22 protein-coding genes are annotated in these 20,313 nt (G+C 71.1%); 9 read left to right on the top strand and 13 right to left on the bottom strand.

Features of this window, described 5'->3' with window-relative positions; translation table 11 throughout:
* Positions 1–55: 55 nt before the first annotated feature.
* Genes G401_RS0115870 through G401_RS0115860 form a run of 3 tightly spaced genes read right to left on the bottom strand, consistent with a single transcriptional unit; the run spans position 56 to position 2,726 of the window.
* Complete coding sequence (locus G401_RS0115870; protein WP_027343277.1) at positions 56–745, bottom strand: cupin domain-containing protein; 690 nt, start codon at positions 743–745, stop codon at positions 56–58.
* On the bottom strand, positions 745–1,665 hold the full coding sequence (locus G401_RS0115865) for a DUF6807 domain-containing protein (protein ID WP_027343276.1): 921 nt from the start codon (positions 1,663–1,665) through the stop codon (positions 745–747). The genes G401_RS0115870 and G401_RS0115865 overlap by 1 nt, the downstream gene beginning before the upstream one ends.
* A complete protein-coding gene (locus G401_RS0115860) occupies positions 1,662–2,726 on the bottom strand; it encodes a Gfo/Idh/MocA family protein (protein ID WP_051366710.1) in 1,065 nt (354 codons plus the stop codon). The genes G401_RS0115865 and G401_RS0115860 overlap by 4 nt, the downstream gene beginning before the upstream one ends.
* A 920-nt stretch (positions 2,727–3,646) precedes the next feature.
* Here G401_RS0115860 and G401_RS0115855 point away from each other — a divergent pair.
* The gene (locus G401_RS0115855) at positions 3,647–4,660 is read left to right on the top strand and encodes a LacI family DNA-binding transcriptional regulator (protein ID WP_027343274.1); all 1,014 of its coding nucleotides are present in this window, start codon (positions 3,647–3,649) and stop codon (positions 4,658–4,660) included.
* Here G401_RS0115855 and G401_RS0115850 read toward each other — a convergent pair.
* From G401_RS0115850 to G401_RS54745, 3 genes are read right to left on the bottom strand one after another with little or no spacing between them, the layout of a single operon-like run.
* Positions 4,657–6,297: a type 2 periplasmic-binding domain-containing protein gene (locus tag G401_RS0115850; RefSeq protein WP_027343273.1), complete on the bottom strand. Its 1,641-nt coding sequence runs from the start codon at positions 6,295–6,297 to the stop codon at positions 4,657–4,659. The two genes, G401_RS0115855 and G401_RS0115850, sit on opposite strands and share 4 nt — an antisense overlap.
* Positions 6,298–6,349: 52 nt before the next feature.
* A complete protein-coding gene (locus tag G401_RS0115845) occupies positions 6,350–7,210 on the bottom strand; it encodes a carbohydrate ABC transporter permease (protein WP_027343272.1) in 861 nt (286 codons plus the stop codon).
* Complete coding sequence (locus G401_RS54745) at positions 7,207–8,115, bottom strand: ABC transporter permease subunit (protein ID WP_084557241.1); 909 nt, start codon at positions 8,113–8,115, stop codon at positions 7,207–7,209. The genes G401_RS0115845 and G401_RS54745 overlap by 4 nt, the downstream gene beginning before the upstream one ends.
* Positions 8,116–8,296: 181 nt before the next feature.
* On the opposite strand from G401_RS54745, the gene G401_RS0115835 reads away from it, so the two are divergent.
* Positions 8,297–8,641, top strand: a complete 345-nt coding sequence (locus G401_RS0115835; RefSeq protein WP_051366709.1) for a hypothetical protein — start codon at positions 8,297–8,299, stop codon at positions 8,639–8,641.
* 21 nt (positions 8,642–8,662) lie between these two features.
* Here G401_RS0115835 and G401_RS55855 read toward each other — a convergent pair whose 3' ends face one another.
* Positions 8,663–8,839, bottom strand: a complete 177-nt coding sequence (locus tag G401_RS55855) for a hypothetical protein (protein ID WP_157545763.1) — start codon at positions 8,837–8,839, stop codon at positions 8,663–8,665.
* Between the two features lie 57 nt (positions 8,840–8,896).
* Between G401_RS55855 and G401_RS0115825 the strand changes: the two genes are divergently transcribed.
* A complete protein-coding gene (locus tag G401_RS0115825) occupies positions 8,897–10,246 on the top strand; it encodes a tetratricopeptide repeat protein (protein WP_027343269.1) in 1,350 nt (449 codons plus the stop codon).
* Between the two features lie 21 nt (positions 10,247–10,267).
* Here the strand turns inward: G401_RS0115825 and G401_RS0115820 are convergent, their stop codons facing one another.
* The gene (locus tag G401_RS0115820) at positions 10,268–10,996 is read right to left on the bottom strand and encodes a DUF4232 domain-containing protein (RefSeq protein WP_084557239.1); all 729 of its coding nucleotides are present in this window, start codon (positions 10,994–10,996) and stop codon (positions 10,268–10,270) included.
* Positions 10,989–11,501: a sigma-70 family RNA polymerase sigma factor gene (locus G401_RS46020; protein WP_034591748.1), complete on the bottom strand. Its 513-nt coding sequence runs from the start codon at positions 11,499–11,501 to the stop codon at positions 10,989–10,991. Before G401_RS46020 ends, G401_RS0115820 begins: the two co-directional genes overlap by 8 nt.
* A gap of 115 nt (positions 11,502–11,616) precedes the next feature.
* Between G401_RS46020 and G401_RS0115810 the strand changes: the two genes are divergently transcribed.
* Entirely contained in the window at positions 11,617–12,543 is a 927-nt protein-coding gene (locus G401_RS0115810; RefSeq protein ID WP_027343267.1) for a phosphotransferase, read from the top strand.
* A 2-nt stretch (positions 12,544–12,545) separates the two neighbouring features.
* The gene (locus G401_RS0115805; protein ID WP_027343266.1) at positions 12,546–13,163 is read left to right on the top strand and encodes an FMN-binding negative transcriptional regulator; all 618 of its coding nucleotides are present in this window, start codon (positions 12,546–12,548) and stop codon (positions 13,161–13,163) included.
* Positions 13,164–13,201: 38 nt separating this feature from the next.
* Here the strand turns inward: G401_RS0115805 and G401_RS0115800 are convergent, their stop codons facing one another.
* The gene (locus G401_RS0115800) at positions 13,202–13,594 is read right to left on the bottom strand and encodes an NUDIX domain-containing protein (protein ID WP_034591879.1); all 393 of its coding nucleotides are present in this window, start codon (positions 13,592–13,594) and stop codon (positions 13,202–13,204) included.
* 452 nt (positions 13,595–14,046) lie between these two features.
* Here G401_RS0115800 and G401_RS0115795 point away from each other — a divergent pair, with 452 nt between their 5' ends.
* Together G401_RS0115795 and G401_RS0115790 are read left to right on the top strand one after the other, a co-directional pair.
* Entirely contained in the window at positions 14,047–14,334 is a 288-nt protein-coding gene (locus G401_RS0115795; RefSeq protein WP_027343264.1) for a DUF1905 domain-containing protein, read from the top strand.
* A 21-nt stretch (positions 14,335–14,355) separates the two neighbouring features.
* Entirely contained in the window at positions 14,356–15,357 is a 1,002-nt protein-coding gene (locus G401_RS0115790; RefSeq protein ID WP_027343263.1) for a 5'-3' exonuclease, read from the top strand.
* On the opposite strand, the gene G401_RS0115785 is transcribed toward G401_RS0115790, so the two are convergent.
* The 3 genes from G401_RS0115785 to G401_RS0115775 are packed head-to-tail and all read right to left on the bottom strand — an operon-like array spanning position 15,354 to position 18,680.
* Positions 15,354–16,574: an epoxide hydrolase family protein gene (locus tag G401_RS0115785; RefSeq protein WP_034591878.1), complete on the bottom strand. Its 1,221-nt coding sequence runs from the start codon at positions 16,572–16,574 to the stop codon at positions 15,354–15,356. The two genes, G401_RS0115790 and G401_RS0115785, sit on opposite strands and share 4 nt — an antisense overlap.
* Positions 16,575–16,621: 47 nt before the next feature.
* A complete protein-coding gene (locus G401_RS46015) occupies positions 16,622–17,599 on the bottom strand; it encodes a SecDF P1 head subdomain-containing protein (RefSeq protein ID WP_027343261.1) in 978 nt (325 codons plus the stop codon).
* Positions 17,600–17,609: 10 nt separating this feature from the next.
* Complete coding sequence (locus G401_RS0115775; protein ID WP_034591747.1) at positions 17,610–18,680, bottom strand: NAD(+)/NADH kinase; 1,071 nt, start codon at positions 18,678–18,680, stop codon at positions 17,610–17,612.
* A 120-nt stretch (positions 18,681–18,800) separates the two neighbouring features.
* Between G401_RS0115775 and G401_RS0115770 the strand changes: the two genes are divergently transcribed.
* A complete protein-coding gene (locus G401_RS0115770) occupies positions 18,801–19,433 on the top strand; it encodes a ClpP family protease (protein ID WP_051366708.1) in 633 nt (210 codons plus the stop codon).
* Positions 19,430–20,020, top strand: coding sequence for a ClpP family protease (locus G401_RS0115765; RefSeq protein WP_027343258.1), 591 nt, complete (start codon positions 19,430–19,432; stop codon positions 20,018–20,020). The genes G401_RS0115770 and G401_RS0115765 overlap by 4 nt, the downstream gene beginning before the upstream one ends.
* The last annotated feature ends 293 nt before the right edge of the window (positions 20,021–20,313 follow it).

The raw sequence follows: 20,313 nt of genomic DNA, 5'->3' as shown, positions 1-20,313 counted from the left end.
CGGCTGTCCATTGATCAATGGACATGCGTCAACGAATGCGGATCGTGATGCCGGTTTAGGGAGTCGGGCGGCCGAACTCCCACACGGACAGGCGGCCGCACATGCCGTTGCGCGGTTCCGCCGGCCGGGCGTCGTTCACCGTGGACCGTCGCAGGTGGTCGTACTTCCCCGCGGCCAGGGCGGTCAGCTGCTCGTCGGTCCGCTGCGCCTGGTCGAGCACCCGCTCCCGCCACAGCTTGCGCCACTCTTCCGTCCTGTCGCCCACCAGCCGGGCCGCGGCCGCGTACAGGGGGTCGAGGGCTTCGGGGCCGCGTTCCTGGACGGCCGAGCGCAGTTCCAGGTAGCCGGCCAGCGCCAGGTCGCGCCGGGCCCGCGTCTCCATGACCTTCTTCTCCGCGTACGCGCTCGCGTCGGCGAGGATCTCGGGCGGGAAGGTGAACACCGCGTCCCCCGCCTCGGGCAGGCCGGCGTTCTGCATGACGACCAGGATGCGCAGCTTGCCGTCGCCGTTGACCAGCCGGTGCACGGTTCCGGGGGTGAACCACAGGACCGTGCCCTCGGCCAGCGGGCGCTCGGCGTACCCGGCGGAGCTCAGGGTCTCCAGGGTGCCCGAGCCGCCGAGCACGACGTAGCCCTCGGCCGACGCGGTGTGCAGGTGCGGCGAGCCGCCGAGATGGCCGTCGACCGCCGGCCAGTCGTAGACGGCGACCACCGACACGGCGGTGCCGCCGGGGAACCAGTCCATCACAGCTCCACGGGCCGGATCAGGGCCTGCTCGCCGATCTTCGCCAGCGCCTCGGCACCGGCCAGGCCGCCGTCGCCGTCCGCGACCACCACCGCGTACGCGTACGACAGCGATCCGCCGTCGGCCACGGGGACCTCGACGTCGAAGAACGGGGCCGGGCACACGGCCGCGAACGGGGTCGAGCGGACGAACCACTTCGCCGGGGTGTCCGGGTTCTCCGGCGCCTCGACGAAGACCAGTGTGGACGATCCCGTCTTCTCGTCGTGGTCGCCGGCGAAGGCCAGCCACGGCGCGCGTACGCCCATGAGATCGTCGCCGCCCTGCTGACCGGGGACGTAGACGCGGCCGCCGGTGAACGAGCGCGGCCCCCGCCAGAACAGGCCGCCGTAGCCCGCGTTCTCCCGGCCCTGCGTCGTCGGGCTGCCCATGACGACCTCGGCGCCGGACACGTTGCGGAAGGTCGTCGCGAACGCGAGGGTCCACGCGCCGGCCGCCTCGTCGGCCGTCACCGCGATCGAGCGGATCTCGGTGAACCAGTGCTCGCCCTGCTGCGTGACCCAGATCAGGCGCTCCTGTACGCGTACCCCCGCGTCGTCGGCCTCGAGCACGTCGAAGCCGGTGTGGACCATGGCGCCGTCGTTGGGCAGTTGCACGTAGCCCTGGTCGCGGACGTAGGTGACGCCGCCCCAGAAGTTCGCGTCGCCCACGTTGGGCAGCGAGAGGGCGATGCCCTTGTGCCACACGTGGTCGTGCGGGCGGTAGAGGCTGACGACGTCGCCGGTGAGGGTGCGGATCGGGTGGAAGTAGGGCCGGGGCGACTCGCGCTGCGCGTCGTGCGGGACGTAGACGTAGCGGAAGAGTTCCTGCTCGCCGTGCCGGACGACGAGTTCCTCGGGCCGCGTGTCGAGACTCAGGGTCATTGCCAGGGTGCTCCGGTTCCATCGAGACGGTGGTAGAAGGGCGAATCTGGACCGATCGACCCGGCCGCGACCGGCGTACGCGTGAACGCCGAGGCGTAGATCGAGGTGACCAGGTCGAGGGTGGCGCGGGCTTCGGTGGCCGCGACGGGGACGGACGCGCCGGTCTCCAGGGCGGTGAAGACGGCACCGAACTGGGCGGTGTGGCCGCTGTTGACGCCCTGCCGCCCGGCTTTCCACACCTCGGCGACGTCCTCGTGGCCGGGCGCGCCGGTGACCGTCCAGTTGTCGTCGCCGTACCCGTAGAGGTGGCGCAGCTCGACGGTCGCGTGCCGGTAGTCGAACCGCAGGTAGCTCTCCTCGCGGGCGGACAGCAGGCTGTTGACGACGGTGGCGACCGCGCCGGACGCGAAGGTGACGATCGCGGCGGACAGGTCCTCGGTGGCGGTCGGCCGGTCCCGGCGGGCGGCGACCGCGACGACCTCCTGCCACGGGCCGAGGACCGACAGCAGGAGATCCATCTGGTGGATGCCGTGGCCGAGGGTCGGGCCGCCGCCCTCGATGTCCCAGTTCCCCCGCCACGGGACGGCGAAGTACTCGTCCGGCCGGAACCACAGCGTGTCGCACACGGCCGTCATCGGCGCGCCGAGCACCCCCGACCCGGCCAGCGTACGCAGCTGGGCGGCGCCGCCGCCGAACCGGTGCTGGAAGACGGTGGCGAACCGGTCGCCACCGGCGGCGACGATCGAGTCCAGCTCGGCCAGCGTGACCGTCGGCGGCTTCTCGCACAACACCGTCGCCCCGGCCGCCAGGGCGGTGGTCGCAAGCGGGAGGTGCGTGCCGGGCGGCGTACACAGGCAGATCAGGTCCGGTACGCCCGCCGAGAGAAGGTCGTCGAGGGACGCGTACCGGTGCTCGACGCCATGAAGATCACCGAACGCGGCCCGCCGGTCCTCGTCGGGCTCGGCGATGGCGGTCAACCGCGCGCGTTCCGGCCAGGCGGCGACCGCCTCTGCGTGCGCCCGGGCGATTCCACCCGTACCGACGATAGCGACACTGATCACGCAGTCCTCCAGGAAGTGCGGGACTCGGTGGGGAAAGAGCTTGCTTGGAAAGCGCTTGCCGCGAGGAGCGTACCGCGCCCCACGATCGTGAACGAGACCCGAATCCGTCGGGCCCGGATGCCGGCGAAGCCGGTGATCGTCGGCGGGCGGGATGCAGTTTCAGGTCTACTCCCTCGATCAATTGCGGCTGGGATGTAGGTAGAGGCCGGTTTTCTACATCTGGAGCGCCTTGGATCTTGGGCGAGGGCCAGACTTCTACATCCCGGCCGCTGTGGATCACATCCGAGCCGCTCCGCCGATGTCCGATGTCCGCGATGCGGGAACGATCTTCCGGCAGGTGAACCGCAGCCGCCGTGTTCTTGATCATTTACGGGTGGGGTGTCATTTCCGGTCCACACCGCATGATCGTTTACGCGTCTGGTGCAGCCAGGAGCCGTATGCGCATCCCGGAACCGTAAACGATCATGCACTAGCCGGCCGTTTTCACACCTCACCCGTAAACGATCACCACTGGTAGACCTCGCCAACCCACACCCGCCAGCGGAGAGCCGTATGCCTGGTTCTTCGTCTCGATCATGCAGATGGGCTGCATCTTGCCCGGTTTGTCGGGACCTCGATGTCCGTACGCCGTTCACTTCATGATCAGCGCGCTGATCACAGTCGCCATAGGGGTGCAGGGACACCCAGGACGCGACTCCGACCAGCGCACTGATCATGCGACGGCGACCCGGCGACGGCGGGCGATGCTTCGCCCCACCCACCTGGCAGCGGAGGCCCTGGAGCGAAGCGGAGGGGCCGGAGCGGTCTCCCGCGGGAGGAGCGGAGGTGAGATCGACGAACCCGGGACAAAATGCTCTTGAAGATGACCCGAAAATGATCTTGAACTTGATTTTGACGGGCGGCAGGATATCGTTTCTGCTGTGACGGTGGACGACGGGCGGGTGACGATCACCGCCATCGCGCGGGAGGCGGGCGTTTCGGTGCCCACGGTCTCGCGTGTCCTCAATGGACGGATGGACGTCTCCCCCGCCACCCGCCAGCGCGTCGAGGAGCTGCTGCGCCTGCACGGCTACCGCCGCCGCGGCGCCCGGTCGCGGACCACCGCGGCCCTCATCGACCTCGTGTTCAACGACCTGGACAGTCCCTGGGCGGTCGAGATCCTGCGCGGCGTCGAGGAGGTCACCCACGCCGCCGGGGTCGGCACCGTCGTGTCGGCCATCCACCGCCGCTCCGACTCGGTCCGCCAGTGGCTGCAGAACCTGCGCGCCCGCGCCTCCGACGGCGTCATCCTGGTCACCTCCGCGCTCGACAGCCGGTTCTCCGCCGAGCTGCGCAGCATGTCCGTGCCCGTGGTCGTGGTCGACCCGGCCGGCGGCGCCTCGGCCGACGTGCCGACCATCGGCGCCACCAACTGGGCCGGCGGCCTGGCCGCCACCGAGCACCTGATCAAACTCGGCCACCGCCGGATCGGCTTCATCGCCGGCCCCCGCCAGCTGCTGTGCAGCCGAGCGCGCCTCGACGGGTACCGGGCCGCACTGGAGGCGGCCGGCGTCTCCCTCGACGAGGAACTCGTGCGGCCCGGCGACTTCTACCACCAGTCCGGCTTCGACTCCGGCGCCGCCCTGCTCGACCTGCCCGACCGCCCCACCGCGATCTTCGCCTCCAGCGACCAGATGGCCTTCGGCGTCTACGAGGCCGTCCGCCGCCGGCGGCTGCGCGTACCGGAGGACGTCAGCGTGATCGGCTTCGACGACCTGCCCGAGGCCCAGTGGTCCTCGCCGCCGCTCACCTCCGTCCGCCAGCCGCTGTCGGAGATGGGGATGGTGGCGGCGCGTACCGTGCTGCGGCTCGCGGCCGGCGAGGCGGTGGAGAGCCCGCGCGTCGAGCTCGCCACCCACCTCGTCGTCCGCGACAGCGTCGCTGCGCACCATTAAGACAGCTGCTTCTCGAATTCCGCGCGGACCTGGTCGCCGCCCGCCGACTTCCACTGCGCGATCGTCTGGTCCCACGCGGAGATCGGCGTACGCCCGGCCAGCACGTCCCCCTGCGCCGTGTTGACGATCGTGTCGAGCGCCGCCCGCTTGCGCGACCAGGTGTCGGAGAACAGCCCGACGGTGGGATCCTTGACCGACGTCGGAATGATCGACTTCTGGTACTCGTACGACGTCTTCGTCGCGCCGGCGTTGCCCGGCACGAAGATCACATCGGGGGCGTCCACGATGTACCGGATGCCGAGTACCGTCTGCGTGATGCCGGCCTGCGTCTGCACCGGGCTGCCGTCGACCATGTTGTAGTGCGTGCCGGCGACGCCGAACCGGCGGAACAGCCACTCCTCGCTGCCGAACGGCGCCGCCATCCAGTTCGCGATGGCCAGCAGGTCCCGGATGCGGCCCTTGTCGGCCTTCTTCAGCGCGGTGAAGTTGTTCGTCGGGTCCGCCTGCCAGGTGCCGGCGAAGCCGCCGCCGTCGTACTTCGGCGGGCGCATGCCGCTGATCTTGAACGTGGCGCCCGCGATGTTGTCCGCGTAGTACTGCGGCCAGGCGGTGTAGCGGTCCGGGTTGAGCACGATGTTCCCGGCGTTGAACCACTTCTTGACCGGCGCGTTCGCGATGTTGCTGTCCGGGTGGGCGAGGCCGTCCTTGACCATCGCGGCCACGTCGGACAGCGCTTTCCGAAACTCGTCGGTTTCGGCCACGAACGTCAGCTTGCCGCCGTCGACCCGCCACTTGTTCGGCGCGCCGGCCATCTGCTGGACGAACGACATCAGGCCGCCGCTCGTCGCCGCCCACCGGCTCTTCTTCGGATCGGTGACCGAGGCGCAGAACTGGCGGAACTCCGCGAAACTCGTCGGATCCGGCTGCACGCCCAGCTGAGCGACGAGGTCGTCGCGGCGGAACAGCAGCGTACCGCCGACGCCGCGGGGCACCGGCAGGCCGTAGATCCCTCCGTTGTAGACACACGTCTTCCAGGCGGCGCTGGGGATGTTGGCCAGGAACGGCCACTCCTTGATCGCGTCACCGGAGAGGAACTCGGTCAGGTCCTGGCACTTCGCCGACAGCCACTGCGGCAGGTTGCCGATGCCCGCGCCCAGGCCCGTCGGCGTGAACAGCGCCGGCACGATGAAGTCCGGCAGGTCGTCGCCCGCCACCAGGGCGGCGAACTTCGTCGCCATGTCGCCGCTCGGCGTGATCGTCAGCTTCAGGTCCACGCCCAGCCGCTTGTTCAGTTCCTGCCAGTACGCGTTCGCGTCCACTCCCGGCGGGATCGGCGAACCGGTGAGCACGAACGCCGAGACGGTGCCGCCCTTGCCGGGCGGGCCCGAGGTCAGCTTGGCGGGCGGGTCCGGATACTTCGTGTACGCGTCCAGCAGCCCGTCGGCGTTGCCGGGCAGGTCCGCTTGCGCCCCCGCGAACGGCGTGTAGGCCGGCAGCTTCACCTCGCTGTTCTTGGCCGCGGTGTTGGCCGGCGGGGTGTCGGAGGAGCAGCCGGCGAGCAGTCCGGGCGCGGCGGCCCCACCGGCGGTGAGCAGGGCGGCGCCGAGCAACCGGCGCCGGTCGAACGTGTATGTCATCGCTTCCCTCCTGGAACGGGTGTGGATCTGGACGGGGCGGGACCCTCGCCCGCTATCCCTTCACCGCGCCGATCAGGACGCCCTTGGCGAAGTGCCGCTGGACGAACGGATAGACGAGCAGGATCGGCAGGATGGACAGGACGAGGATCGCCATCTGGATCGCCTCCTGAGGAGGCAGCTCGGCGCCGGACACTCCCACTTGATCGACGCCGAGCTGGTTCGGGTTGACCACGTACGTGCGCAGCACCAGCTGCAGCGGCCACATGGTCGAATCGTTGAGGTAGAGCAGGGCCGCGAAGAACGAGTTCCAGTACGCGACCGCGTAGAACAGGCCGATGACGGCGAGCGCGGCCCGCGACAGCGGCAGCACGATGCGCCACAGGATGGTGAAATCGCCGGCCCCGTCGACCCGGGCGCTGTCGAGCACCTCGTTCGGCAGTTCCATGAAGAAGGCCCGCAGGACGATCACGTTGAACGCGTTGATCATTCCGGGCAGGATCAGCGACCAGTAGCTCTCCAGCAGGCCGAGGTCCTTCACGACGAGGTAGCTCGGGATGATCCCGGGGGTGAACAGCAGCGCGAACAGCACGATCATCAGCAGCGGCCGGTGGCCGAAGGTTCCCCGCCGGCTCAGCCCGTACGCGAGCAGCGCGGTCGCGGTGAGGCTGAGCAGCGTACCGGCGCCGGTGATGAGGAGGCTGACGAGCACGGCCCGGGTGACCACGCCGCCCGACAGCATCGCCTGGTACGCCGCGAACGTGACCCGCTTCGGGAAGAGTACGAACCCGCCCGCCTCGGTGACCTGCGCCCGGTCGGAGAGGCTGGTCGCGAGGATGCCGAAGAACGGGATCACCACGGCCGCGCAGCACAGCAGCAGGATGAGGCCTTTGCCGGCCCGGACGGCGTACCTCATCGCTGGTAGACCCCCTGCTCGCCGAGGCGGTGGGCGAGCGAGTTGGCGCCGAGCACGAGGACCAGCCCGACCAGTCCCTTGATCAGGCCGACGGCCGCGCTGGAGCCCCAGTCGGCGGCGAGGATGCCGTTGTTGTAGACGTAGGTGTCGAGCACTTCGCTGGCGTGCTGGCCGACCGCGGGCTGCTGCAGGAGGATCTGCTCGAAGCCGACGCTGAGCGAGTCGCCGAGGCGCAGGATCAGCAGCAGGACGATCAGCGGGCGCAGCCCCGGCAGGGTCACGTGCCACAGCTGGCGCATCCGCCCGGCGCCGTCGACCGCCGATGCTTCGTAAAGTTCCGGATCGATTCTCGACAACGCGGCGAGGAAGAGGATCGTCGCCCAGCCGGCGTCCTTCCACAGCACCTGGCTGGTGACGACCGCCTTGAACAGGTCGGGGTTGCCCACGATGCTCAGCGTGGCCAGGTCGTGCTGGCGCAGCACCGTGTTCAGCAGGCCGGCGTTGCCGAACATCTCCTGGAAGACGGCGATGACGATCACCCAGGACAGGAAGTGCGGCAGGTAGAGCACGCTCTGCGTGAGCCGCTTGAGCCGTTCGGAGGCGAGGCTGTCCAGCAGCAGCGCCAGCGCGATCGGGACCGGGAACACCACGACGACCTGCAGCAGCGTGATGAGCAGGGTGTTGGTGAGCGCGTTGCGGAACGCCGGGTCGCCGTCGACGAGGACGTGGAAGTTGTCCAGGCCGACCCATGGGCTGTCCTTGATGCCCAGGTAGGGCTGGTAGTCCTTGAACGCGATGATGTTGCCGAGCCACGGCAGGTAGTGGAAGACGAGCAGGACCAGGACGCCCGGCACCGCCACGAGCACCAGTACGCGATCACGCAGCAACCTGCGGTGCCAGGGCATGAGCGCATCGCCTCCCGCGAAATTACCGGAACACTTCCGGAACTTTACGGGGACGGTAGGGCCTCCATAGGTTGATGTCAATTCATGAGCACCTAAGGCAACAAGGTCAACAACTCACGTCGGAACCGTCCCGCCCCGGTACGCGCGGCCGGCTGTCGGACCCGTCGGTTATCGTCTGCGCATGATGCGGCTGCCGACCCTGCGTGCCACCGAGGCCAGCGGCGACTCGTGGGACGACCCCGAGCCCGACAAGCTCGCCTCGCTCGTGCGCGACCTCGACGAGGCGAACCGGTTCCTCATCCTGGAACGCCACGACGGCCCCAGCCTGTGGCAGTTCTACATGCAGATCTACCGCAACGACGACGGCAGCTACGCGGTCGAGTACCGCGCCGGCGGTCCGGACAGCCACTTCCGCGCGGGCGTACCCACGGCGGAGCGGGCCGCCCAGGTGCTCACGGCGTGGGCGGCGGACGAGCCCGGCTGGCGGGACCTGCTCCCCTGGCAGGCCTGGGCCGACCAGCCGTAGCCGCCGTTCTGCCCGCTGTTCCTACTTCGGCGGCCAGCAGCACCACACGCCGTCGGCCCGCGCCACCACGTCGGCCGTCGCGGACCCGGTCCCCGCGCCCGCCCGGCCGGCCCCCGGCACGGCTCCGGACAGCGCGGCTCCGGCACCGGACAGGGCGACGGCGAGCAGGGCCGCGAGCAATACGCGCGTGGGTCTCATGACGACTCCCGACTGTCGTGAACGGGCTACACTGCCCGGTAAGTCAGGAGAGCACCCTTGAGTGAACCCAGTCAATCGACTCCCCTCGAGTTCTCGCGGCGGCTGCGGGCCCTGCGCCAGGCGCGCGGCATCACGCAGCGGGAACTCGCCGGTGACACCCTCTCGGTGAGCTACGTCTCGCTGCTGGAGTCGGGCCGCCGGCAGCCCGGGCCCGAGGTGCTGCGCCAGCTCGCCCTCCGGCTGTCGTGCACCGTCGAGGAGCTGCGCGGCGACGTGGAGACGGCGGCGACCCGGCCGTCCACCTTGTCCGTCCGCTTCGGACAGCTGGCCCTCGAAGCGGGCAGCCCCGAAGAGGCGATCGAGCACTTCACCGTCGCCCTGCGCGCCACCGACCTCGATCCCCTGCTGCGTTCGGACGCGCGGCTCGGCCTCGCCCGCTCGTTCGAGGCCCGCGGACGGCTGGAGGAGGCGGCGCGGGCGTACGAGCAGCTGGTGCAGGAGGCCATCGACGCGCCGACCTACCTCGCCTCCCTCGGCGTCGTCCTGAGCTGGTGCGGCTGCCTGTTCGAACTCGGCCAGCTGCACCGGGTCGTGGAGGTCGGCGGGGGCGCCATGGCCCAGTTCGACCGGCTGGGCGCCTGGGACTCCGACGGCGCCATCCAGCTGCTCGCCACCGTGGCCGCCGCCCATTTCGAGCTCGGCGACCACGACCAGGCCGAGCGGCTGCTGCGCGAAGGGCTCGACCGGGCGACCCGGCTGGGCTCGGCCCGCGCCCGCGCCTCCGTGCTGTGGAACGCCAGCCAGATCGCCAGCGAACGCGGCCGCCACCGGGAGGCCCTCGATCTCGCCGAGGAGGCGCTCGCGTACTTCCGGCACGGCGCGGACCGGCGCTCGGCGGCCCGGCTGCTCGGCGCGTACGGGCATCTGCTGCTGCGCCAGGACCCGCCCCGGCCGCAGGAGGCCCGCGAAACCCTGCGCGAGGCGCTCGACTCGCTGACCGACTCCGGCCGCGGCTTCGACCGCGGCACGATCCTCGTCGACCTGTCGCGGGCGTACCTGCTCGCCGGGGACGCCGACGCCGCGGCGGACGCCGCCCGCCAGTCGCTGGTGGAGGCCGGTCCCGAGGCCGCCATGCAGGGCGCCCGGGCGCGGACCGCGCTGGGCGCCGCGCTGGCCTCGCAGGGCGACGCCGACGGCGCGACCGCCGCCTTCGCGGACGCCGCCGCCCTGCTGTCGCGGGCCGACGCGAACCGGGAGGCCGCCCGCGCCTGGGCCGAGCTGGGCAACGTCCTCGCCGAGGCGGGCGACCCGGCCGGTGCCGTACGCGCCTTCCAGCAGGCGACCGCCGAACTGCGCCTGGTGCAGCCCAAACGGCTGCCGGGCGGCTCCGGCCGGGGCGTCGGGTGAAAGTTCCACGGCGTACGCCTTTCAGCGTCCCGCGTCGGAACCGCGCGCGTACGCGGTGACCGTCGCGGGGATCGGTTGCCCGGCCGGCCCGTTCGCGGGCAGGTTCAGGGTGATCCGCTTGTCCCCGTGGAAGGTCAGCGTGGCGGTCGCGATCGTCGAGACCGGTCCCGTGTAGGCCGTTCCGGTGCCGACCGCGAACGACGCCGTGCCGGCCGGCGGGATCCGCAGCGTCCCCGCGCCCGGGTCGGGTACGGCGTACAGGGATCCGTGCTGGACGACCACCTCCGCGTTCGGGACGTCGTGACCGTCCCGCCGCACGTGGAAGTCCTTGAGCTGGGGGTAGCCGGCCAGCAGGCACGGTTCGTCCGTGGCGTTGGTCAGCTTCACGATCACGAACGGCTGGCTCGCGTTCGCCTGGACCTGGCCGGTCTCGACGTCCATGAAGGACAGATTGCAGGTGGGCAAGGCGCCCGGCGCCGTCGAGGGAAGCCCGGACAGCGTCCCGGAAACCGCCGGGGACGGCGAAGCCGCGGGTCGCACCGGTCCGCCACCTCCGCGCAGCGCCGCCGCCGGTACGCCGATCGCGACGACGGCCAGCAGCGCGATCCCGGCGACGCGTACGTTGCGGCGGCGGCGGACGGTCCGGCGGACCGGGTCGAGACCGGCGGGCCGCACCCGCGGCAGGATCTCCCGGCGGAACGCCGCGAACGCCGCGTCCACCTCAGGTGTCACGAATTCGGGCTCAGACATGGTGTGCACTCCCCTCGTCCGTGTCGGCACCGTCGATGAGCAGGGCGGCCATGGCGGTCCGGCCGCGATGCAGCCAGACGCGTACCGTCGCGGGGGCGACACCGTCCTGCGCCCCGATCTCCTCGGCCGTCAGCCCGGCCAGGTAGTGCAGCACCACCGCCCGCCGGTGGTTGGCCGGCAGTCGCCGCAGCGCGGCCACCAGCGCGACGTGGTCGGGCTCCGGCCCCGCCACCGTCGCCGGCCGCTGCACCACCAGATGCGCCGCGGCCGTGCGCAGCCGCCGCCACCGGCTGGTCGCCACGTTCCAGGCCACCCGCCGCACCCACGCGGCGGGATCGTCGTAGCGCGAGATCCGCTCCCACCGCGGCAGGGCCCGGCAGAACGCCTCCTGCACCGCGTCCTGCGCCGCCGCGAAATCCCCGGTGTACGCGTACAGCTGCAGCGTCAGCTCGCCGGCCGCCGCGGCGTACAGCTCCGATATGTCCCCGGTCACCGTTTCGCTCATCCTCTCGACGGGAACCCTGTCGAGCACTACACGCGCGGGTGGGCGCCAACGTTACAGCCGCTCCCGCCGCCGATTTGCCGTCACCCGACGGCCGGTTCCGTGGGATCGTGAACCGGTGGACACGGCGTACCTGCGGGCGATGTTCGGCTGGTCCGGCGAGGTCGCCGCGACACCCGGGGCACGCGGCGCGACGGCCCGGATCTGGCGGCTCGACGTGGCCGGCGAACGCTTCGCCCTCAAGGAGATCCTCGGCGAGCCGCCCACGGACGCGGCTGTCCTGTCCGAAGTGGAGTATGTCGGCCGGGCGGCGGCTCTCGGCGTACGCGTGGCCCTGCCTTTGCCCGATCGCACGGGCCGCTACCTGGTCACGGACCCGGACGGGCGGGTGCTGCGCCTCTACACCTGGATCGACCTGCGGCCGGTGGTGCCGTCGCAGTGCGCGGCGGCGCTCGGCGCGCTGCTGGCGCGGCTGCACCGAGCCGCACCGGCGACCCCGGACCGACCTTCATCCTGGTACGAGACCGCTCCCGAGGTGTCAGCCCTGATGGCTGCGGCGCCGGCCGCGCGGCCGGAGTTCGCGCCGGACCCCGGCGAGGTCGCAGAGCTTCTGGCGATCGTGGCGCCGTCCGCGCCGGACCGCCTGCGCGTCTGCCACCGCGACCTGCACCCGGAGAACGTGCAGGCCGATCCGGCGGGCGACCTCGTCGTCCTCGACTGGGACGACCTCGGCCCCGCCGACCCGGCCCGCGAACTGGCCCGCGTCCTGTTCGACTGGTTCTGCGACGGCCCGTCCGTCGATGCCGCCGCGATCCGCGCTCTGCTGCGCGCGTACGCGGCGGCGGGCGGGCCGGCCCGGATCACCGGCCGGGCCGACTTCTCCCTGCTGATCGCGACCCGCCTGAACTTCCTGCGCAGCCAGTACGCCCTGCTCGGCGAGCCGGACCGGCGGGACTGGGCGTACCGCGAGATCGAGGAGGGCGTGCGCCTGCTGCCGACCCGGCGGCTGATCGACGAGGTCCTCGCGACCGCACTAAACTCATGATCATGTACGTGCCCGCGCATTTCGCCGCCACCGATGCCGACGTCGCCGACCTGCTGCGCCACCACGGCGCGGCCGACCTGGTGACGCAGACGGACGACGGCCTGCTGGCCACGTTCCTGCCGTTCGTCCACGACGAGACCGCCGGCACCCTGCGCGGCCATCTCGCCCGCAACAACGACCAGTGGCGTACGCCCGCCCGCGGCGACGCCCTCGTCATCGTGCGCGGGCCGGACGCGTACATCTCGCCGTCCTGGTACGCGTCCAAGCGCGAACACGGCCGCGTGGTCCCGACCTGGAACTACGTGACCGCCCACGTCTACGGCGAACTCGTCGTGCACGACGACCCGGCCTGGGTCGAGGAGGTCGTCCGGGCACTCACCTCGAAGCACGAAGCCGGCCGTGAGCAGCCGTGGAGCGTGGACGACGCCCCGGCCGCGTACCTCGCCGGTCAGCTGCGCGCGATCGTCGGCGTGGAGGTACGCATCCGCCGAGTCGAGGCGAAGTTCAAGCTCAGCCAGAACCGGCCCCCGGCGGACATCACGGGCGTCGTCGACGGCCTGGCGTCGTCCGGCGACGAAGCGAGCGCGGCAGCGGTACGCGACCAGCAGAACCGATCCTGAACAGAAACCGCTGCCGACGCTCATGACCGGAAACGCCGTCACTCCTGGCCGAACAACGCCCGGATGTTGCTGACCAGTTCCCTGGTTGCGATCTCCTCACGGGTCAGGAACAGCATCGCGAGCCCCTCACCAAGGATGACGTCTTCCTGGCGGGCACCGGTGCTGCCCTCGAACACGTGGAAGCGGACCCCGACTCCGTCGGCACCGACCTGCTCCACCACCCGGCAGGGCTCAAGGGCGGCGGTCAGCCCGGTCTCCTCCAGCAGCTCACGGTGAGCAGCGGTCTGGGCGTCCTCCCCGGGCTCGACCAGTCCACACGGCGGCCCCCACCGATCCGGCTCCACATGCTTGTCAGGGCCACGGTGTTGCATCAACACTCGCCCAACCCGGTCCGTGAGGATGACAACTGCAACATCGACCTTGATCTCCATGCGCGGCACCCTAGACGGCACATACGACATCCCACCCAGCCACAGTTGATCACGGTGATAGGGCCGGAACTGCCGTCAGAACGGCAAACGATCACCGGCCGCGGGCGTGCTCGACTTGATCGCGGCACGAAAGCTTGATCGAGTACCCGGATGCTGTCAAAATCGGCCCGATTCTGCAGCTCTTGGGCTCTTGATCAAGCAATGGAGATCCACCACTACAGATTCCAGGCACTCGATCACCGCCACGCGCAGCCGATCCAGTACCCAAGATCACCCGCTGAAGGCGGGCGTGACCGAGCCGCGGCGAACGATGCCTCGCCCCGCTCACCTGGCAGTGGAGGCCCCCCAGGGCCGGAACGGTCTCCCGCGCGAGGAGCGGAGGTGAGATCGACGAACCCGGGACAAAATGCTCGTGGCCTGTGGTTGTGATCTGACCGCCCTATCCTGACGGGGTGATCGTGGAGTTCAGCGGCGAGGTGTGGTTCTGGAGGGGGCCGGCCCCGTGGCATTTCGTCACCGTTCCGGAGCAGGACTGCGGCGCCCTGGAGTCGGCGGCCGGCCTGGTCACCTACGGCTGGGGCATGATCCCCGCGACCGTACGCGTCGGCGGGACGCAGTGGCCGACCGCGTTGTGGCCCAAGGACGGGCGGTACATCGTCCCGTTGAAGGCCTGGGTACGCAAGGCCGAGAAGATCGAGCTCGGCGACACGGTCCGGGTCCGGCTCACGGTCGATGTCTGAGCGACCCGATACTCTGTCGCTGTGCCCCCGAACCCCCCGTTGCTGCTGACGCTGGACGGCAACAGCCTGCTGCACCGGGCGTACCACGCGGCGGCGGGGGATCCCGGTGACCGGGCCGCGTGGGGTTTGCAGGGTCTGGTCGGCTATCTCGCCCGGGCCGCCGCCCGGCTGCGGCCCGACGCCGTGATCGTCGGTTTCGACTGCTCGGTGTCGTCCGCCCGGCGGTCGGTCTTTCCGGACTACAAGGCCCATCGGCCGCCCAAGCCGGACGAACTGGTCGCCCAGCTGGCGGCCGCGCCCGAGGTGCTGGCCGCCGCCGGGATCGCCGTCGTGGTCCCGGCCGCGTACGAGGCCGACGACGTGCTGGCGAGTTCCGCCGCCGCGGCCCGCCAGGCCGGCTGGCGCAGCGTCCTCATGACCAGCGACCGCGACGCGTTCGCCCTGCTCGACGCGGGCACGTCGGTGCTGCGGGTCCGCAACGGCGGCTTCGACCAGGCCGTCCTCGTCACCCCCGAGGAGCTCGACGCGGTCTACGGCGTCGCCCCGGCGCAGTACCGCGACTATGCCGCGCTGCGCGGCGACCCCTCCGACAACCTCCATGGCGTACGCGGCTTCGGCTCGGCCACGGCCGCCCGGCTGCTCGCGTCCTTCGGCACCGTCGACGCCGCCTGGTCGGCCTGGGACGGCGGCCATCACCAGCGCGTACGCGATTGTGTCGGCGACCGCGCGGCCGAGCAGTTCGGCGCCCCGGCCGCCCGGGCGGTGGTGGAGCGGAACCGGCAGATCATGGCGATGCGCGACGATCTGGACCTGCCTGCGCTGCCCCAGATCCGGCGGCAGCTCAACGTCGCGGCGATCCGGTCGGCTCTGATCGCGCGGGGCATCACGCCGCCGGGGTCGTTGTGGGCGCTGACCCGGAAGGCCGTGGCGGCCGCCGCGACGCCGGTGCCGCAGCAGTGGAGCCGGTGGCGTGGCGCGCAACGCCGCCGCGAGCCGATCCCGGGCCAGCTGAGCCTCTTCTAACGGCGGCCGCGGAAGGTCCGGCGGAGATCGTCGACCCAGAGCTCCGGGATCTCCCACGGGATGAAGTGCCCGCCGCGCTCGTGCACGGTCAGGTTCACGTGGTTGTACCAGGCGCCCCGCTCACCCTCGGTGAAGTTCTGGACGCGCTGCTCCGTCGTCACCCCCGGCGGGTTCTCGTACGCGACGAACGTGATCCCGGTCGGTGCCTCGATCACCGGCCACCGGTCGTGCGACGGCGTCCACGGGTAGCGGTTGTTGTTGGCGTACGTGCGGATCGAGGTGCCGATCGTGTTCGTCGCCCAGAAGATCGTCGCGTGGGTCAGCAGGTCGTCCCGGCTGAACACGGTCTCGATGTCGCCGCCGTCGTCGCTCCACGAGACCCATCGGCGCAGGATCCAGGCGAGCATTCCGGCGGGCGAGTCGCTCAGCGCGTACGCGAGGGTGCTCGAATCCAGCACGTGCGCGGCCAGGTGCACGGCGAACCGCCGGTCGAACTCCAGGATCCGGTCGTGGACCGCCGCGGGCAGCCCGTCGGGGATCGGCCGGCCGCCACTGAGGTCCCAGGCCCGGTCGCCGGTGAACATGTCCAGCTTCTGGCCCGATCCGATGTGGATGGCGTACAGCTCGTCGGCGTACTTGTGGCCGAGCTGCCCGGTCACGAGGGCGCCGACGTCGCAGCCCGCGGCCGCGTACCGCTCGTGGCCGAGGACGCCCGTCATGAGGGTGTGCCAGAGGTCGGCGACCTTCCAGTAGTTCATGTCGGGGTGCCCGGGCAGCGGGCCGGAGAAGCCGAAACCGGGGAACGACGGCACGATCACGTCGAAGGCCTCGGCCGGGTCACCGCCGTACGCGCCCGGGTCGGCCAGCGGGTCGACGACCTTGGCCCAGTGCCAGAACGTCCACGGCCAGCCGTGCGTGAGGATCAGCGGCGTGGGGTTCGGTCCGACGCCGGGCCGCCGCATGAAGTGCACGGGTACGCCGTCCACGGTGACCCGGTAGTGCTCGTACGCGTTGATCTTCTTCTCGGCGGCCCGCCAGTCGAACCCGGTACGCCAATAGTCGACGAGCCCTTGCAGGTAGCCGCGTTCGACGCCGTAGTACCAGTCGGCGTTGCCGGCGTCGTCCGGGAAGCGGGTCAGGTCGAGTCGGAGCCGCAGGTCGGCCAGCACGTCGTCGCTGACGTGGATCGGCGCGGGCGGCAGCGGGAAGTCGTTCATGGTCACTCCCTCGTCTCGCTGCCTCCATTCGATCACGGAGAAGTCCGTCACCGTTCCTCGGCCGGACCCGGCAGCAGCCGCACCGGCAGGGCCGCGGTCGACAGCTCCGCCGCCAGTACGCGCGCCCCGGCCTCGTCGTAGCCGCCCACGATCTGGGCCGGTCCGGTGATCACGCCCTGCACGGTCGGCGCGCTGATCACGTCGTCGTCGACCAGGATCGCGACCGCGCAGTTGCCGCCGCCGACGGCCGCCGCCCGTTCGGTGCACGGCTGGTCGCCGGTGTTGCCGAACGCCTGCCGGGTCAGCTCGGTCCAGCGCGACTGGCTCTCGGGCGTGAACGACAGCAGCACGCCCCACACCCCGTTGTCCTGCCGGGCTTCGGCCTTCGCGACGTCGGCACTGGTCACCGCGGCGGCCGACAGCGAGTACTTCTCCAGGTCACCGCAGGCCACCGCCGGGGCGGCCGGGTCGGTGGCCTGCGGCCGGACGCCCAGCTGCGCGCACGTCACGTCGTTGACCACGAACTGCACCCGGGGTGGCAGCGTCGCGACCTCGGCCCCGGTCAGCGTCGCGAACGGGGGCAGGTCGTTGGCGGGGTTGCCGGCGGTGTCGGGCGAGAGCGCCGCCGCGGCGGCCATGGCCCCGGCCAGCTTCTCGCGTACCGTGTCGGCGGTGGTCCGGCCGCCCGGCTCGGCGGCTCCGCCCGGCTTCGCGGGCACCACGTCGAGCACCTTGCGCATCGTCAGCCGTCCCGGCTGGACCAGCCCGGCGATCTGCGTACCGCCGTGGTGCCCGGGTACGCGCAGCTCGATCGTGCCGCCGTCGATCTTCGTAACGGTCGGGCGGCCCCAGCCCAGCTGCTGCGCGCGCTGGTCGAGCAGCTTCACCGTCGCGTCCAGCTGCTCGCCGGTCGCCTGTCCGTCCACGGTGAACTTGACGACCGTCTCACCGGACTGGTCCGCCCCGGTACGCGTACATCCGGAAAGGACAACGAGCAGCAGGAAGCCGGCGGCATATCGACGCATGTGCCACAGACTAGTTGATGGAGTCATGCCCCCACGGGCCTGGATTCGCGAGGTCCGGCGGTATCGGCTCGGCGGGCGCGTAGACGAGCGGCGCGTGGCCGTCGGCGACGGCGGCCGCGGCGTCGGCGAGCCGGAAGCGGTCGCGGACCCGGCCCATGAAGTCCATGTCGGAGATGCGCGCGAGGCGGGCCCGGTGCGGCGCGGCGTAGACGCTGACCCAGTCGCCGGGTTCCAGGACGCCGCGCAGCTGGCCGTCGATGGAGACGGCCACGCGGCCGGAGCGTTCCAGGACGAGGACGGCGATGCGCTGGCTGCGGGCGTCGAGCAGGATGCTGCGGTTGAACGCCATGTGCGGCGCGACCGGGGTGAAGACCAGCGCGTCCAGCTGGGGCGACACCACCGGGCCGCCGGCCGCGAAGCTGTACGCGGTCGAGCCGGTCGAGCTCGCCACGACGAGCGCGTCGGCGGAGTAGGAGGCGAACAGCCGCCCGTCGATGTAGACCGCGAGGCTGGCCTGGCGGTCGCGGGCGAGCTTCTCGAAGACGACGTCGTTGAGCGCGACCACGTCCAGCGGTACGCCCCAGCCGACGATTTCGGCGGTGCCCAGCCGGGTCTCCGGCGGGGGCAGCGCCGGGCCGCGGCCGATCTTGAGATAGGACTCGATGTCGGCCGGGATCGTCAGCTTCCGCGAGGCCCGCATCGTCAGCGTCAGCCGCGGATCGATGGACGCCTCCCCCGCGTGCACGACGTCGAGCGCGCGCTCCAGGGCGGCGGTCTCGACCTCGGTCAGGAAGCCGAGCCGGCCGGTGTCGATCCCGAGCACGAGCGCGTCGATCGCCATCGCGACGCGTACGCCCCGCAGGAAGGTCCCGTCGCCGCCGACCGTCACGATGAGGTCCGGGTTGCCGGCGTGCTGCGCCTCGGCGTGCCCGTGCCGGCGGGGCGTGCCGCTGGGCAGGTCCCACACGTCCACTTCGGTGCAGGCGACCTCGTGCTCCTGTGCCCACGCGCGTACGCGGGCCGCCGCCTCGACGGCCTGCCGGCGGCCGCCGTGCACGACGAGTCCGATGCGTCCGATCATCGGGCCTCAGCCTATACGGCCACCGGCCCCCTCATCTGCTGACAGCAGATCTGCTTGGTGTGTCCGGTTCCGCGCTCGCATCGTGGGGGCCAGACCACTCACAACCCTTCGGGAGGGGACATGCACGACCCATACCGTGCGAGCGTCACGGCCCTGGCCGCCGGCACGCTCGACGACCAGGTCGCCCATCGGCTGCTCGACCAGCGGATCATCGTGCTGGGCGCGGAGGTCGACGACGCGATCGCCAACCGCCTGTGCGGCCAGCTCCTGCTGCTCTCCGCCGAGGACCCGCGCAGCGACATCAGCCTCTACATCAACTCGCCCGGCGGCTCGGTGAGCGCGGGCCTGGCCATCTACGACACCATGAAGCTCATCCCCAACGACGTCAGCACGCTGGCGATGGGCATGGCCGGCAGCATGGGCCAGGTGCTGCTCACCGGCGGCACGGCCGGCAAGCGGTTCAGCCTCCCGAACGCGGAGATCCTCATGCACCAGGGCTCGGCCGGCTTCGGCGGCACCGCCGCCGACGTCGAGATCTACGCCGAGCACCTCGACCGCGTCGGGCGCAAGATGCTGGAGCTCATCGCCCGGCACACCGGCCAGCCGGTCGAGATCGTCGAACGCGACAGCCGCCGCGACCGGTGGTTCACCGCCGAGGAGGCCCGTGACTACGGGCTGATCGACGCGATCGTCGAGCACGTCGACAGCGTCCGGCCCGCGCTCAACCGCCGCATGGTGGGGGTGGGAGCATGAGCCAGTACACGATCCCGACGGTGATCGAGAAGACCCCCAACGGCGAGCGCGCGTTCGACATCTACTCGCGCCTGCTGTCCGACCGGATCATCTTCATCGGCACCGAGATCGACGACGGCGTGGCCAACGTGGTGATGGCCCAGCTCATCCACCTCGAATCGGCCAGCGAGCAGGAGATCAGCCTCTACATCAACTCGCCCGGCGGTTCGTTCAGCGCGCTCACCGCGATCTACGACACGATGAACTTCGTCCGCTGCGACATCGCCACGTTCTGCATGGGCCAGGCGGCCTCCGCGGCCGCCGTCCTGCTCGCCGCGGGAACCAAGGGCAAGCGGGGCGTCCTGGCCCACGCCAAGGTCATCCTCCACCAGCCGTCGTCCCAGTCCCGGGGTACGCTGCCCGACCTGGCCGTCCAGGCCAAGGAAGTGGCCCGGATGCGGGCGGAGATGGACGAGATCCTCGGCCGCCACACAGGACATCCGGCGGAGAAGATCCGCGCCGACACGGATCGCAACATGACGCTGTCGGCGGCGGAGGCTGTCGCGTACGGGCTGGCCGACCGGGTCATCACCAGCCGCCCCCGCTGACAGTTCCACCGGTGGGTGGTCGGATCAGAATCAAGATCATATTCTTGTCCCGGGTTCGTCGATCTCACCTCCGCTCCTCGCGCGGGAGACCGTTCCGGCGCAGGTCGCCTCCACTGCCAGGTGAGTGGGGCGACGCATCCTCCGCCGCCATTCGGTCACGGTTTCACCCCGTCCCCGCCCAACCCGCGCCCGTCCCGTGCTACCCCGGCCTTTGTCGCGACTGTCCGATATGGGGCCGGGGCGGGTGGTGGGCGTGTCCAGTGACTTGATCGTGTGACGCTATTCCGGCGGCA

This window comes from Hamadaea tsunoensis DSM 44101 (assembly GCF_000428945.1).
Lineage (GTDB): Bacteria > Actinomycetota > Actinomycetes > Mycobacteriales > Micromonosporaceae > Hamadaea > Hamadaea tsunoensis.
This window is presented reverse-complemented; position numbering and strand designations above follow the sequence as displayed.

Coding starts and splice junctions, on each gene's coding strand:
- G401_RS0115870 (WP_027343277.1), bottom strand. CDS start 745: ATGGACTGGTTCCCCGGCGGCACCGCCGTGTCGGTGGTCGCCGTCTAC.
- G401_RS0115865 (WP_027343276.1), bottom strand. CDS start 1,665: ATGACCCTGAGTCTCGACACGCGGCCCGAGGAACTCGTCGTCCGGCAC.
- G401_RS0115850 (WP_027343273.1), bottom strand. CDS start 6,297: ATGACATACACGTTCGACCGGCGCCGGTTGCTCGGCGCCGCCCTGCTC.
- G401_RS0115845 (WP_027343272.1), bottom strand. CDS start 7,210: ATGAGGTACGCCGTCCGGGCCGGCAAAGGCCTCATCCTGCTGCTGTGC.
- G401_RS54745 (WP_084557241.1), bottom strand. CDS start 8,115: ATGCCCTGGCACCGCAGGTTGCTGCGTGATCGCGTACTGGTGCTCGTG.
- G401_RS0115835 (WP_051366709.1), top strand. CDS start 8,297: ATGATGCGGCTGCCGACCCTGCGTGCCACCGAGGCCAGCGGCGACTCG.
- G401_RS55855 (WP_157545763.1), bottom strand. CDS start 8,839: ATGAGACCCACGCGCGTATTGCTCGCGGCCCTGCTCGCCGTCGCCCTG.
- G401_RS0115820 (WP_084557239.1), bottom strand. CDS start 10,996: ATGTCTGAGCCCGAATTCGTGACACCTGAGGTGGACGCGGCGTTCGCG.
- G401_RS46020 (WP_034591748.1), bottom strand. CDS start 11,501: ATGAGCGAAACGGTGACCGGGGACATATCGGAGCTGTACGCCGCGGCG.
- G401_RS0115805 (WP_027343266.1), top strand. CDS start 12,546: ATGTACGTGCCCGCGCATTTCGCCGCCACCGATGCCGACGTCGCCGAC.
- G401_RS0115800 (WP_034591879.1), bottom strand. CDS start 13,594: ATGGAGATCAAGGTCGATGTTGCAGTTGTCATCCTCACGGACCGGGTT.
- G401_RS0115785 (WP_034591878.1), bottom strand. CDS start 16,574: ATGAACGACTTCCCGCTGCCGCCCGCGCCGATCCACGTCAGCGACGAC.
- G401_RS46015 (WP_027343261.1), bottom strand. CDS start 17,599: ATGCGTCGATATGCCGCCGGCTTCCTGCTGCTCGTTGTCCTTTCCGGA.
- G401_RS0115775 (WP_034591747.1), bottom strand. CDS start 18,680: ATGATCGGACGCATCGGACTCGTCGTGCACGGCGGCCGCCGGCAGGCC.
- G401_RS0115770 (WP_051366708.1), top strand. CDS start 18,801: ATGCACGACCCATACCGTGCGAGCGTCACGGCCCTGGCCGCCGGCACG.
- G401_RS0115765 (WP_027343258.1), top strand. CDS start 19,430: ATGAGCCAGTACACGATCCCGACGGTGATCGAGAAGACCCCCAACGGC.